This is a genomic window from Micromonospora sp. NPDC047527 (assembly GCF_040643015.1).
Classification (GTDB): Bacteria; Actinomycetota; Actinomycetes; order Mycobacteriales; family Micromonosporaceae; genus Micromonospora.
On sequence record NZ_JBEYTK010000010.1, the window covers coordinates 20,336 to 33,483 of the forward strand.

The 13,148-nt window shown below is 73.1% G+C and carries 13 protein-coding genes; 6 read left to right on the forward strand and 7 right to left on the reverse strand.

The window, feature by feature from the left end; translation table 11 throughout:
• Window positions 1-3 precede the first annotated feature (3 nt).
• Window positions 4-318 (reverse strand): STAS domain-containing protein, encoded by a 315-nt coding sequence (locus ABZ808_RS27845; protein WP_357012064.1) that lies wholly within the window; start codon window positions 316-318, stop codon window positions 4-6.
• 95 nt (window positions 319-413) lie between these two features.
• On the opposite strand from ABZ808_RS27845, the gene map reads away from it, so the two are divergent.
• Together map and ABZ808_RS27855 are read left to right on the forward strand one after the other, a co-directional pair.
• Window positions 414-1,271: a type I methionyl aminopeptidase gene (gene map / locus ABZ808_RS27850; protein WP_357012066.1), complete on the forward strand. Its 858-nt coding sequence runs from the start codon at window positions 414-416 to the stop codon at window positions 1,269-1,271.
• Window positions 1,268-1,981 carry a VIT1/CCC1 transporter family protein gene (locus ABZ808_RS27855; RefSeq protein ID WP_357012068.1) on the forward strand — a complete coding sequence of 238 codons (714 nt, stop codon included), beginning with the start codon at window positions 1,268-1,270 and terminating at the stop codon, window positions 1,979-1,981. The genes map and ABZ808_RS27855 overlap by 4 nt, the downstream gene beginning before the upstream one ends.
• A 28-nt stretch (window positions 1,982-2,009) precedes the next feature.
• Here ABZ808_RS27855 and ABZ808_RS27860 read toward each other — a convergent pair whose 3' ends face one another.
• From ABZ808_RS27860 to ABZ808_RS27885, 6 genes are all read right to left on the reverse strand, one after another.
• Window positions 2,010-2,492, reverse strand: a complete 483-nt coding sequence (locus ABZ808_RS27860; protein WP_357012070.1) for a nitroreductase family deazaflavin-dependent oxidoreductase — start codon at window positions 2,490-2,492, stop codon at window positions 2,010-2,012.
• A gap of 97 nt (window positions 2,493-2,589) precedes the next feature.
• Window positions 2,590-5,364, reverse strand: a complete 2,775-nt coding sequence (locus tag ABZ808_RS27865; protein WP_357012072.1) for an FtsX-like permease family protein — start codon at window positions 5,362-5,364, stop codon at window positions 2,590-2,592.
• Window positions 5,361-6,074: an ABC transporter ATP-binding protein gene (locus tag ABZ808_RS27870; RefSeq protein WP_357012418.1), complete on the reverse strand. Its 714-nt coding sequence runs from the start codon at window positions 6,072-6,074 to the stop codon at window positions 5,361-5,363. The genes ABZ808_RS27865 and ABZ808_RS27870 overlap by 4 nt, the downstream gene beginning before the upstream one ends.
• A 17-nt stretch (window positions 6,075-6,091) precedes the next feature.
• Window positions 6,092-6,694 (reverse strand): PadR family transcriptional regulator, encoded by a 603-nt coding sequence (locus ABZ808_RS27875; RefSeq protein ID WP_357012075.1) that lies wholly within the window; start codon window positions 6,692-6,694, stop codon window positions 6,092-6,094.
• Window positions 6,695-6,748: 54 nt separating this feature from the next.
• On the reverse strand, window positions 6,749-7,186 hold the full coding sequence (locus ABZ808_RS27880) for a ferritin-like domain-containing protein (protein WP_357012078.1): 438 nt from the start codon (window positions 7,184-7,186) through the stop codon (window positions 6,749-6,751).
• Entirely contained in the window at window positions 7,183-7,710 is a 528-nt protein-coding gene (locus ABZ808_RS27885) for a hypothetical protein (protein ID WP_357012080.1), read from the reverse strand. The genes ABZ808_RS27880 and ABZ808_RS27885 overlap by 4 nt, the downstream gene beginning before the upstream one ends.
• A 154-nt stretch (window positions 7,711-7,864) precedes the next feature.
• On the opposite strand from ABZ808_RS27885, the gene rimP reads away from it, so the two are divergent.
• From rimP to infB, 4 genes are all read left to right on the forward strand, one after another.
• Window positions 7,865-8,584 (forward strand): ribosome maturation factor RimP, encoded by a 720-nt coding sequence (gene rimP, locus ABZ808_RS27890; RefSeq protein ID WP_357012082.1) that lies wholly within the window; start codon window positions 7,865-7,867, stop codon window positions 8,582-8,584.
• Window positions 8,581-9,624, forward strand: a complete 1,044-nt coding sequence (nusA, locus tag ABZ808_RS27895; protein WP_357012084.1) for a transcription termination factor NusA — start codon at window positions 8,581-8,583, stop codon at window positions 9,622-9,624. The genes rimP and nusA overlap by 4 nt, the downstream gene beginning before the upstream one ends.
• A 16-nt stretch (window positions 9,625-9,640) precedes the next feature.
• Entirely contained in the window at window positions 9,641-9,973 is a 333-nt protein-coding gene (locus ABZ808_RS27900; RefSeq protein ID WP_357012086.1) for a YlxR family protein, read from the forward strand.
• Window positions 9,974-10,066: 93 nt separating this feature from the next.
• A complete protein-coding gene (infB, locus tag ABZ808_RS27905) occupies window positions 10,067-13,081 on the forward strand; it encodes a translation initiation factor IF-2 (protein WP_357012089.1) in 3,015 nt (1,004 codons plus the stop codon).
• The last annotated feature ends 67 nt before the right edge of the window (window positions 13,082-13,148 follow it).

The window sequence follows — 13,148 nt, forward strand, 5'->3', positions numbered from 1 at the left end:
GGGTCAGGCCGGTTCGAGCCAGCTCTGGTCGCCCAGGCCGGAGATCTCCAGCACCCGGCGGACCTGCCGGGACGGCAGCACGGACAGCGTGCCGGAGAACTGCTGGGCGAGCCGGACCAGCGCGTGGATGGCGGCCGAGTCGAAGAAGGTGACCGCGCGCAGGTCGAGCGTGATCCGCTGGGCGGGCTCGCGCAGCGCGGTCTGGAGCATGGTGTCGGCGGTCGCCATGTCGACCTCGCCGGTCACCACGACCTGGAGGTGATCACCGTCGATCTCCGCGCTGGCGGAGAAGACGGGCGGTGCTCCCCCTTGATCCACGCAGACACCATGGCACAGCCGACCTGACAGGGCAACAACCGGGACGGGCCCGCCGTGGCGCGGGTCACCGGCGAATCCGGCGATAGGCTGGGGGCATGACCGTCCGTCCGCCGCTGACCCCCGGCACGCTCTCCCCGTGGCGATCGGTGCCCGCCCACATTCCCCGCCCGGAGTACGTGGGTAAGAAGCAACCACAGGAGTGGCGCGGCTCGCATGTGCAGACACCGGAGACCATCGAGAAGATGCGGGTCGCCAGCCGGCTCGCCGCCCAGGCGACGCAGCTCGCCGGGGAGCACTGCAAGCCCGGCGTAACCACCGACGAGATCGACCGGGTGGTGCACGAGTTCCTCTGCGACCACGACGCGTACCCGTCGACGCTGGGCTACCGGGCCTTCCCCAAGTCCTGCTGCACCAGCATCAACGAGGTCATCTGCCACGGCATCCCGGACTCCACCCCCCTTCAGGACGGCGACATCATCAACGTCGACGTGACCGCGTACATCGGCGGGGTGCACGGCGACACCGATGCCACCTTCTGCGTCGGGGAGGTCAGCGAGGAGGCCCGGCTGCTGGTCGAGCGGACCCACGAGGCGATGATGCGCGGCATCAGGGCGGTGAAGCCGGGCCGGCAGATCAACGTGATCGGCCGGGTCATCGAGTCGTACGCCAAGCGGTTCGGCTACGGCGTGGTCCGTGACTTCACCGGCCACGGCATCGGCGAGTCCTTCCACAGCGGGCTCTACGTGCCGCACTACGACAGTCCTCGCCCCACGGACATCATGGAGCCGGGGATGACCTTCACCATCGAGCCGATGATCACGCTGGGCACCTACCAGTACGACATGTGGGACGACGGGTGGACCGTGGTCACCAAGGACCGCAAGTGGACGGCCCAGTTCGAGCACACCATCGTGGTGACCGACGACGGCCACGAGATCCTGACCCTGCCGTGACCGACACCCCTGCCGCACTGCGCGAGGCTCACCACGCGGACGTGTCCGGCGGCTGGCTGCGGCCGGCCGTCTTCGGCGCGATGGACGGGCTGGTCACCAACATCGCCCTCATCGCCGGGGTCGGCGGCGGTGGGGTGTCGCCGCGCAGCATCGTGCTGACCGGCTCCGCCGGCCTGGTGGCCGGCGCGATCTCGATGGGGCTCGGCGAGTACACGAGCGTGCGCTCCGCCAACGAGCAGGTCGCCGCCGAGGTGGCCAAGGAGCGGCGCGAACTGGAACGGCACCCCGAGGCGGAGGCCCGGGAGTTGGCCGACGCGTGGGTGGCCCGTGGCCTGCCCCGGGACCTCGCCACCCAGGTCGCGGAGGCGGTGCGGCGTGACCCGGAGGAGGCGCTGCGGGTGCACGTCCGGGAGGAGTTGGGCGTCGACCCCGACGACCAGCCGAGCCCGTGGGCGGCGGCGATCTCCTCGTTCGCGTTCTTCTCGGTGGGCGCGTTGGTCCCGCTGCTGCCGTACCTGCTCGGCGCCACCGAACTCTGGCTGGCGCTCGCCGTGGGCGGGCTCGGGCTGTTCGCCGCCGGCGCGGTGGTGGCACGGTTCACCAGCCGACCCTGGTGGACCAGCGGGCTGCGCCAACTGCTGCTGGGCGCCGCGGCGGCCGGTGCCACCTATCTCATCGGCTCGCTGATCGGTGTGCAGGGCGGGCTCTGACGCCCGTGGCCTCGAACCCGAGGTCGGCCTAGCCGGCAGACGGCGGCCCGGCCGGCACCAGCCGGAACACCCGGATCTCCCGGTCGCCGGCCCGCTCGACGTAGGTGCGGTAGGCCGGCCACTCGGTGACGAGAAGCTGCCACAACCGGTCCCGTTCCGCGCCGGTGGCCAGGTCGGCCCGCACAGGGATCCGCCGACCCCGCACGTCCACCTCGGCGGTCGGCTCGGCGAGCAGGTTCAGCGCCCAACTGGGCTGCTGGGTCTGCCCCCAGTTGGAGCCGATCACCACGTACGCGTCGCCGTCGGGCACGTAGAGCAGCGGATTGCTGCGTGGCTGGCCGGAGCGGCGGCCGGTGGTGGTGATGACGAGGGACGGGATCAGGCCGAGCGCGACCACCCGGCCCCGGGTGAGCCGGCCGACGATGCGGTCGGCGGGCACCAGGAGGCGGGCGGCGGCGCCGAACCAGCGGTGGTGGCCGACCCGACGGGTGAGGGTTCCGAGCGCTGACACGCGGATCAGTCTGCCGGCTGTCGCGCCCCGGCGGCACCCCCGGACGGCCCCGGGTTTGGGGTTCATCGAATCTCGCCCGGGTCGGTGCCGCGCCAGCTCAGTCCAACCGACGCTCGATCGGCAGCCGGGCGCGGGTGAACAGGCCCGCGCCGAGCATCGCCACCAGGGGCACCAGCACGAGGACACCGAGCACCGGCCACGGCACCAGGTACGGGTACGGCGCGGGCGTCGGCCAGTCCGTCGCGTACTGGCGGTTCACCGAGAACAGCACGATCGCGGCGGTGCCCAGCCCGGCCACGATGCCGAGCACCGAGCCGAGACCGGCGATGACCCCGGCCTGGCAGATCGCCAGCAGCCGACGTACCGCCGGGGCCGCGCCGACCGCCGCGAGGGTGGACAACTCGGCCCGCCCCTCGGCGGCGGCGAGCGCCGTGGCGATTCCGGCGGCCCCCACCGTGATCAGCCCGGCCGCCGCGGCGAGCAGGAGAAGCAGCGGTGAGATGTCGCTGGGGGCGGCGCCGTACTCGACGCTCAGTGACACCGATCCGAAGGGCCGCATAGCCATAAAGAACCGCTCCTGCCGGTCCTCGTCCGGCGGCGTGGTGGCGCCGATCACCCAACCGACCGGGGACAGGCCCAGGCCGAGGCTGCGGGCCGAGGCCGCGGACAGCAGCAGGCGGGACTCGCCGACGGACGCGGGCAGCGCGTACCCGGGGAAGTCAACGGTGACGGGCGGTCGTTCCACCTCGCCGTCCACCTGGGTCACGCGTACCGTCACCCGGCCGTCGTGCAGGTAGCGGGGGTCGGTCACCACGACGCCGCCGGACCGCAGCACGCTCGTGGCCGTGGCGGTCACCGCCGCGTCCGCGCCGGTGAGCAGCGGCAGTGCCGTCCCGTCGTCGACCAGGGGCCGCGCCGAGGGGCCGTAGAAGTCCGTGTCGCGGATCTGGCAGCGCGGGTCGGCCCGTGCCTGCCGGCGGTACGCCGCGGAGAGAACCTCCCCGGGCTGCCAGGGGCAGACCTGCTCCGGCGGGAGCTGCGGGGTGACGTCGCAGTAGCCGTTGCCCGTCGTGGCGCAGGCTATCCCCTGCACCGGGGCGACCGCGTCGGTGCCCAGATGTTCCCGGGCCGCGGCGGTGACCTGGGTCAGTGTGGGCTGCCGGGCCTCGCTCGCCGGGTTGACCAGCAGGTGGCCCGTCGGCAGCAGCGGCTGGTAGGTGCTCGCGTCCCGGACGTGGTCGCTGGCCAGGTATCCGCCGAGTGCGACGCTGCTCGCCACGGCGGCCATCACCGCGCAGATGGCCGGCGCGGCGGCGGCCCGGTTGCGGCTGGCGTCGCGCAGTGCGATCCGGGGAGCGAGCGGTAGCAGCCGGCCGAGCCGTGCCAGCACGCCGATCAACGTGGGCGTGCAGCACACCAGGCCGAGTTCGCCGAGGATCAGGCCGGTGAGGATCACCGCCGCAGACGTCTGGGTGGCGCCGTACGCGGCGAGCGCCGCCCCACCGCCGGCCAGCGTCAGCCCCAGGACCAGCCACCTGGTCTGGGACGAGGGCGGGGTACGCCGTCCGGCGAGCCCGGCGCTGACATCCTGCCGGGCGGCCATCCAGGCCGGCGCGAGCGCCGCGAGGACACCGGCCAGCACCGCGACCCCGCCGAGCGCCAGCAGTGCCGCCGGCCAGCAGCGATACCCGCCGAGTCGGGCGCCGAAGACGTACTGCTCCATGAGTGGGCGACCGGCGAACGCCGCGCTGACCCCGAGCAGCAGTCCGACGGCGGCGCCCAGCACACCCAGCACCACGCCGTCGGCGAGCACCACCCGACGCAGTTGGGCGGCGTCTCCACCGGCCACCGCGACAAGCGCCAGGTCCCGGCGACGGCGGCGGACGCCGACCGCGAAGGCCGGCCCGACCAGCAGCACCACCTCCAGCAACCCGAGGCCGGCGATCAGCACTCCGGTGCTCAGGTCGTCGGCGTCGCCCGGCGCGACGGACCCGAGCCACCTGCGGGCCGGTGTCCCCGTGCCGTTCGGCTCGCGCGTCGTGACCACCACGCCGCGGTCGTTGAGCCGGGCCACCAGCGCGGCGTCGTCGCTGCCGGGCACGTCGACCAGCCAACTGCTGACGGCCTGCGGATCGGCCCGGGGGACGGCCGACGGGTGCAGCGCCACCACCGCGCCGAGATCGTCGGGGAACTCGACCACCCCCACCACGGTGTACGCCGTGGTCCCGTCGGCGGTGGCCACGGCCGACCCCAGGCGTAGGTCGAGGCGGCGCAGCGCGGCCGGGCTCACCGCCACCTCGCCGGGCTGTTGCGGCGCCCGACCGGACCGGAACCGCACGAGCCCTCGGGCCAGCGGGTCGGTGAGGTCGAGCACCCGCCCTCGGATGTTCTCGTCGCCCTCCGGGCCCTGCACGGTCAGGGAGACCTCGCCGCGCAGTTCGGTGAACCGGCTGTCCGGGCCGAGCAACGCGGCCACCTCGGCGGCGGTGGCCTGATGGCTGAACGCCTCCGGGTCGCCGTTGCGGGGATACCAGCTCTCGCCCCACTCGTCCTGGTCGATCGGGGTGTCGGCGAACCACCGCAGTTCCGCGTCGGCGACACCGAGGCGCCGGTCGACCCGTTCCTGCGGGGTCAGCTCGGCCATGTCGTAGCTCACCGCGAGGAAGGACAGCACCAGCACCGGCAGGGCGATCATCGCGAGCACCAGGGCGGTACGTTTACGCGCCCGGCGCGACTCCCGCCGGGCGATCCGCAGCGCCGTCCGCCACGAGCCGGCCATCTCGGCGAAGCGCCGCCGGCCCGGGGGAGCGGGAGGAGACTCCGGCGTGCCGACGTCCGGACCGGGTGCCCGCGACGCCCGGCGGAGGGTCAACGGTCGCTGCCGGACAGCAGTTGCTCGACGCTGCCCAGCGGGGCCGTCGTGTCGACCAGCACCCCGTCGCGTAGGAACACCACCCGGTCCGCCCAGCCGGCGTGCCGCGCCTCGTGGGTGACGAGGATGCCGGCGGCGCCCGCGTCGACCCGACGGCGCAGCAGGTGCAGCACCGCCTCACCGGTCTGCGAGTCCAGTGCCCCGGTCGGTTCGTCGGCGAGCACCAGTCGCCGCTCGCCGACAAGCGCGCGGGCGATGGCGACCCGCTGCTGTTGGCCGCCGGAGAGCTGGTCGGGGAAACGGTCGGCCAGCGCCGGCAGGCCCACCTCGGCCAGCGCGGCCAGGGCCGCCGTGCGGGCCTTCCGTCCGCCGACGCCGTCGAGCTCCAGCGGGAGCGCGACGTTCTCCAACGCGCTCAGGCTGCCCAGCAGGTTGAGCTGCTGGAAGATGTAGCCGATGCGGCGGCGGCGCAGCTGGGCCAGCCCTCGGGGGTCCAACGCCCCGAGCTGCTGCCCCTCGACCCGTACGTCACCGCGGGTCGGGCGGTCCAGGCCGCCGGCGAGGGCCAGCAGCGTCGACTTGCCGGAGCCGGACGGGCCCATCACGGCGACCAGCTCACCCGGCCGGACGACCATGCTGACCCCGCGCAGCGCGTGCACCGCCGCCGGGCCGGTCCCGTGGGTGCGGTGGACGGCGCGAAGCTCCAGCACCGCGACGTCCGGTCCGCTCACCGTCGTGCCCCCTCGTCGGCCCACCGCGCCGGGTCGGACACCCCGCCGCCGCCCGGCCCCGGCAGCGGGGGCGGCGGGCCGCTCGGCTGGTGCCGGACGAGGCTGCTCTCACAGTGGTCCAACCAGCGCACCTCCGCCTCGGCCTGGAACACCATCGAGTCCAGGACCAGCCGCCAGGGCAGGTCCTCCGGCCGGTCGCTGCCGTACTTCAACCGGGTCAACTCCTGCAGGGCGCGCATCGTCGCGCTGCGCTGGGCCTGCACCACCGAGCGGACGTCCACCCCGGGGGTGGTCAACGCCAACGCCAGCTTGATCGCCAGCTCGTCGCGGGGGCGGTCGGTACGGCTGATCGGGGTGGCGAACCACAGCGTCAGGTCCGCCCGGCCGGCGTCGGTGATCTCGTACGGGCGCTGCCCGGCCTCGCTCTCCGGCAGCGGGCGCACCAGACCGTCCCGTTCCAGCCGGGACAGCGTGGTGTAGACCTGCCCGATGTTCAGCGGCCACGTCGAGCCGGTCGACTCCTCGAATGCGGCGCGCAGCTGGTAGCCGTACATCTGGCCGCGTTCGAGGAGGGCGAGCAGCCCGTGACGGATGGACATGGCAACGGAGTATGCATACCTGGTATCCCGTACCGCAACCGGAGCGGATCCGGCTCAGCTCGGGCGACCGGGAAAAGCGACAGTCAGCGGGGTGACGCCGGCGGTCTTGCGCCACCGTGTGGCGCGTACGGCGTACTCGACGAGGGCGGCCAGCGCCTGGTCGCGGTCGGCGCCGGTGGTGGAGGCCAGCGCGGCCCGCCAGTGCGCCGCGGTCCGCTCCTCCACGTCGACGGCCAGTCGCAACGCAGTTGCCCGATCGGTGACGGCGAATGGCAGCGCGTACCCGGCCCGGTCCGGCGGCACGGTGCCGCCGGTGGTGCTGAGCTGCACCACCAGCGCGTCGCGCCGGCGTCGGTGCGCGGCCTCGGCCTGGCGTGCGGCGTCGCGGGCCGCCCCGGTGAGCCGGACGCCGATGCGCCCGTAGGCGTAGATGGCCGCGTACTCGGCGGAGAGGGCGGTGGCGAGCGCCTCCGCGGCGGTCGGCTGCCTCACTTCAGTGCCTCCTGGTGGGTGGCCCGCGCGGCGGCGATGGAGCCGAGCAGCGCGGCGCGTTCCGCCGGGGCGGACGCGCAGGCGGCGGTGGCGGACTGCTGGGCGGTCTTCTCCAGCGCGCGGAGGGCGGCCAGCGCGCCGGCCGGGTCGGTCGCCGGGGTGGTGCTCGGTGCGGCGGCGGGCGCGGAGGGGAGCGGGACGCCGATGACCCGGGCGAGCTCGGTGGCGTGCGCGGTGTGCGTCTCGGCGATCGGATCGAGGCGGCCGGCCAGGTCCGGGTGGGTCACGGCGCTCTCCCGGTACGCGGCGGCCAGCCCGAGCGACTCGTCGACCATCGGTCGTAGCGGGTCCGGTGGCGGTGTCGGCTCGTCGTCCCGATCGAAAAGATCACAGCCGGCCAGCGGGGCCACGCCGGTGCCGAGCGCCACCAGTGCCCCGGCACGCAGGAGGTTTCGCCGGGAATGTCCGGATGCATGGTCGCGCTGTGTCGTTCTGCCGATCCCCACCGGGCAAGTCAACACCATCCGCGCCGCTCCGGGGGCCACCGGCGTCGGTGCGCCGCCCGGTCCGGCGACCGGCGGGCGCGTTACGCTCTGCGCAGCCGCCGGCGCGTCCGCTCCGGTGGCGTGCCGGCATGGCGGGACGAGCGTCCCGGTCGACCAGTGAGAGGGTGCGGAGATGACACAGCGTGGCCGTGCCACCAGGTCGACGGGTCGACCCCGCGACGCCGCGGGTCCCCGCGGCCCGCGCGACACCACCGGCCCGCGCGGCGGCGGTGATCTCGCCGCGCGACGCACCCGGCTGCGGGCCGTGATTGAGCCGGTGGTCAACGACGCGGGCTACGACCTGGAGGACCTGTCGGTCTCCCGGGCCGGCCGCCGGCACGTGGTGCGGGTGATCGTGGACGCCGACGGCGGGATCGACCTGGACGCCGTCGCCGACGTCTCCCGCGCGGTCTCGGCCGCCTTGGACGCGGCCGAGGAGGCCAGCGGCGACATCCTCGCCGGGGAGTACCAGCTCGAGGTCAGCTCGCCGGGTGTGGACCGGCCGCTCACCCTGCCCCGGCACTGGCGGCGCAACGTGGGTCGGCTCGTCAAGGTCACCGTCCGGGGCGCGGTCGCGCTGCCCGGCCAGCGCGGTGAGCAGCCCTCCGGGGACCGCCAGCTGACCGGCCGGGTGGTAGGGGCCGACGACGAGACAGTGCAACTGGAGACCGACGCCGGCCGGGACTCCTGGGCGTACGCCCAGTTGGGGCCGGGCCGGGTTCAGGTCGAGTTCACCCGCCTCGCCGAGTTGGGCGAGCCGGACGACGAGATCGACGACGCGGACGACTCGGACGAGATCGACGATTCAGACGACATCGACGACGAAGATGATGTGGAGGACGAGGAGAGGTGAACATCGACCTCGCGGCGCTACGCGCACTCGAGCGCGAGCGGGAGATCCCGTTCGACACGATTCTCGCGGCGATCGAGACCGCGTTGCTGACCGCCTACCGGCACACCGACGGCGCTGAGCCGCACGCCCGGGTGGAGATCGACCGCAAGTCCGGCGCTGCCCTGGTGTACGCGCAGGAGATGGACTCCGACGGCAGCCTGGTGCGGGAGTGGGACGACACCCCGCACGACTTCGGCCGGATCGCCGCCATGACCGCGAAGCAGGTGATCCTCCAGCGGCTGCGGGAGGCCACCGACGAGGTGCACTTCGGCGAGTACGTGGGCCGCGAGGGTGACCTGGTCACCGGCGTGGTGCAGGCGCACGAGACGCGGATCGAGAAGGGCATCGTCAGCGTCGACCTGGGCAAGCTGGAGGGCGTGCTGCCGCAGTCCGAGCAGGTGCCCGGCGAGCGGTACGCGCACGGCGAGCGGATCCGCTGCGTGGTGGTGCACGTGGCCAAGGGCATGCGCGGGCCGCAGATCACCCTGTCCCGGTCGCATCCGGCGCTGGTCAAGAAGCTGTTCGCGTTGGAGGTCCCGGAGATCGCCGACGGCACGGTGGAGATCGGCGCGATCGCGCGTGAGGCAGGTCACCGTACGAAGATCGCCGTACGCTCCACCACCGCCGGGGTGAACCCCAAGGGCGCCTGCATCGGCCCGATGGGTCAGCGGGTCCGAGCCGTGATGAGCGAGCTGCACGGCGAGAAGATCGACATCATCGACTGGTCGGACGACCCGGCAACCTTCGTCGGCAACGCGTTGTCGCCGGCCAAGGCGCTGCGGGTCGAGGTCGTGGACCTGGCCGGCAGGGCCGCCCGGGTGACCGTTCCGGATTTCCAGCTCTCTCTCGCCATCGGCCGGGAGGGGCAGAACGCCCGTCTCGCTGCCCGTTTGACCGGTTGGCGGATCGACATCCGTTCCGACGCGGAGCAGGCCGCGCCGGCCGCACGTGGCGGAGCTGATCAGGTACCGGAGCCGGGCGGCGCGATCTCGGGCAGCTAGGGGTAGACTTCCTCCAGTGGTACGACGCGCGCAGCCGGAGCGCACCTGTGTGGGTTGCCGGAAGCGTGCGCCGGCCAGCGAATTGCTGCGGGTCGTCGCGATCGGGGACGAGGCTGGTTACAGCCTCCGGCCTGATCCGCTCCGCAGGCTGCCGGGTCGGGGAGCGAACATGCACCCGGATCCGGCCTGCTTCGCGCTGGCGGTGCGGCGCCGAGCCTTCGGGCGAGCGCTGCGCATCACCGAGGTCCTCGACCACGGTGTGCTGGCGGAGCACGTCGATGCGCCAACCACTACGTCCGGTCAGCCCGACCGGGCGAGGGTCGCTAGCAAGGTAGGACGACCGACATGAGCACACGATGAAGTCCCTGAAATGACCAGGCTTCAAGTGCACGAGTGAGGTCGCTGCGGGTGCTGCCCGCACGACCTCGGAGTGAGGAGTGCAGTGGCAGGCAAGGCCCGCGTACACGAGCTTGCAAAAGAGCTCGGGGTCGAGAGTAAGACCGTTCTCGCCAAGCTGAAGGAAATGGGCGAGTTCGTGAAGTCCGCGTCCAGCACCGTCGAGGCGCCCGTCGCCCGACGACTGCGTAACGCATTCGTCGCGTCGACCGGTGCTCCGGCGCCGGCCGCCCCGTCGGCGCCCGCGTCGGCGCCGGCTTCGACCCCGAGTCCCACGCCGTCCCCGACCCCGGGCGCGCCCCGGGTCTCGGCCAAGCCGATGCCGCCTCGGCGGCCGGCCGCGCCGGCACCCGGTCCGAAGCCGAAGGGGCCGGTTCCCGGTGCCCCGCAGACGGTGACCCCGGTCGCCAAGCCGGCGAGTGCCCACGACATCGAGGTGGCGGCCGCGGAGGCGCGTGCCGCCGCGCTGAAGGCTGAGCAGGAGGCCGCGGTCAAGGCCGCGCAGGCCGCCCGCCAGCAGCAGCGGGACAACCCCGTTCGCCGGGAGCCTCCGGCAGACGGCGGTAACCGGCCCGGTCCTCGGCCGGGTCCCGCAGCGATGCCGCCCCGTCCCGGTTCGCCGGCAGCTCGTCCGAGCACGCCGGCTCCCGGTCCGGGTGCCCGGCCGGGCGGTCGTCCGCCGGCGCGCGGTGCCGGTAACAACCCGTTCGGCATCCAGGGTGGCCAGCAGCAGCGGCCCCCGGCCGCCGGTGCGGGTGGCCCTCGGCCCAACAGCCCGGCGGGCATGCCGCCGCGGCCGAGCCCGAACTCCATGCCGCCGCGGCCCAGCCCGGCGTCCATGCCGAGCCAGCGTCCGGCTGCCGGTCGCCCCGGTCCCGGTGGCGCCGGTCGTCCCGGTGGCGGCGCAGGTCGTCCCGGTGGCGGTGGCGGCGGTTTCCGTGGCGGTCCCGGCGGTGGCGCCGGTGGCGGCGGTTACCGCGGCGGCCCTGGTGGCGGCGCGGGTGCCGGCGGTGGCGGTGGCTACCGTGGCGGTCCCGGCGGCGGTGCGGGTGCTCCCGGTGGCGGTTTCCGTCCGGGTGGTCCGGCCGGTGGCGGCGGTCGTCCGGGTGCGGGCGGTCGTGGCCGTGGCGGCGGCGCCGCGGGTGCCTTCGGGCGTCCGGGTGGTCGGCCGACGCGCGGTCGCAAGTCCAAGAAGCAGCGCAGACAGGAGTTCGACAACCTGTCGGCTCCGACCATGAGCTCGGGTGCTCCCCGGGGTCAGGGTCAGGTCGTCCGGCTCTCCCGTGGCGCCTCGCTGTCCGACTTCGCGGACAAGATCAACGCCAACCCGGGTTCGCTGGTCCAGGAGATGTTCAACCTGGGCGAGATGGTGACCGCGACCCAGTCCTGTTCTGACGACACCCTGCACCTGCTGGGTGAGCACCTGGGCTTCGACATCCAGATCGTCAGCCCGGAGGACGAGGACCGCGAGCTGCTCGCGCAGTTCAACATCGACCTCGACGCGGAGGTGGCCGAGGAGCGTCTGGTCAGCCGTGCGCCGGTGGTGACCGTCATGGGTCACGTCGACCACGGTAAGACCAAGCTGCTCGACGCCATCCGTAAGGCGAACGTCGTGGCCGGTGAGGCGGGTGGCATCACCCAGCACATCGGTGCCTACCAGGTCCACGTCCCGCACGAGGGCGAGGACCGGGCGGTCACCTTCATCGACACCCCGGGTCACGAGGCGTTCACCGCCATGCGTGCTCGTGGCGCCCAGGTCACGGACATCGTGATCCTGGTCGTCGCGGCCGACGACGGTGTGATGCCGCAGACCATCGAGGCGTTGAACCACGCCAAGGCGGCCGACGTGCCGATCGTGGTCGCGGTCAACAAGGTCGACAAGCCGGAGGCCAACCCGGACAAGGTTCGCCAGCAGCTGACCGAGTACGGCCTGGTCGCCGAGGAGTACGGCGGCGAGACCATGTTCGTCAACGTGGCAGCCAAGCCGGGCATCGGCATCGAGGAGCTGCTCGAGGCCGTCCTGCTGACCGCCGACGCGTCGCTGGAGCTGACCGCTCCGATCGACGGGCCGGCGCAGGGTGTGGCCATCGAGGCGCACCTGGACAAGGGCCGCGGTGCGGTGGCGACGGTGCTGGTGCAGAAGGGCACCCTGCGGGCGGGCGACTCGATCGTCGCCGGTGGGGCGCACGGCCGGGTCCGGGCCATGCTCGACGAGAACGGCAACCAGCTCTCCGAGGCTGGGCCGGCGCGTCCGGTCATGGTGTTGGGTCTGACCGCGCCGCCCGGCGCGGGAGACACGTTCCTCGCCGCGGCGGACGACCGCACGGTGCGGCAGATCGCCGAGCAGCGGCAGGCACGGCGGCGGGCGGCGTCCTTCGCCAACTCCCGTGGTCGGGCCACCCTCGAGACGCTCATGGAGCAGCTCAAGGAGGGCGAGAAGACCTCGCTCAACCTCATCCTCAAGGGCGATGTCTCCGGTTCGGTGGAGGCCCTGGAGGACGCGCTGTTCAACCTCGACATCCCCGAGGAGGTCCAGCTCAAGGTCCTCGACCGGGGCGTCGGCGCGATCACCGAGAGCAACGTCATGCTCGCGAGTGCCTCGTCCGAGCCGGTCACGATCATCGGCTTCAACGTGCGGGCCTCGAACAAGGTCCGTGAGATGGCCGACCGCGAGGGCGTGGAGATCCGGTACTACACCGTCATCTACCAGGCCATCGAGGAGATCGAGGCAGCGCTCAAGGGCCTGCTCAAGCCGGAGTACGAGGAGGCCGAGCTGGGCAGCGCGGAGATCCGCGACGTCTTCCGCTCGTCCAAGATCGGCAACATCTCCGGTTGTATCGTCCGGTCGGGCATCATCCGACGCAACGCGAAGGCTCGGCTGCTTCGGGACGGGACGGTCGTGGCGGACAACCTCACGATCACCTCGCTCAAGCGGTTCAAGGACGACGCCACCGAGGTCCGCGAGGGCTTCGAGTGTGGTCTGACCCTGGGTGGTTACAACAACGTCCAGGTCGGCGACGTCATCGAGACCTTCGAGATGCGGGAGAAGGTTCGCGCCTGATCCGGCAGTGACACGCTGATCAAGGGGTTTACGCCGACCGGCGTAAACCCCTTGATCATGCGGGGTG

Bases quoted from the DNA above. Each gene is read 5' to 3' on its own strand.
- map (WP_357012066.1), top strand. From the start codon at position 414: ATGACCGTCCGTCCGCCGCTGACCCCCGGCACGCTCTCCCCGTGGCGA.
- ABZ808_RS27875 (WP_357012075.1), bottom strand. From the start codon at position 6,694: ATGTCCATCCGTCACGGGCTGCTCGCCCTCCTCGAACGCGGCCAGATG.
- ABZ808_RS27885 (WP_357012080.1), bottom strand. From the start codon at position 7,710: ATGGTGTTGACTTGCCCGGTGGGGATCGGCAGAACGACACAGCGCGAC.
- rimP (WP_357012082.1), top strand. From the start codon at position 7,865: ATGACACAGCGTGGCCGTGCCACCAGGTCGACGGGTCGACCCCGCGAC.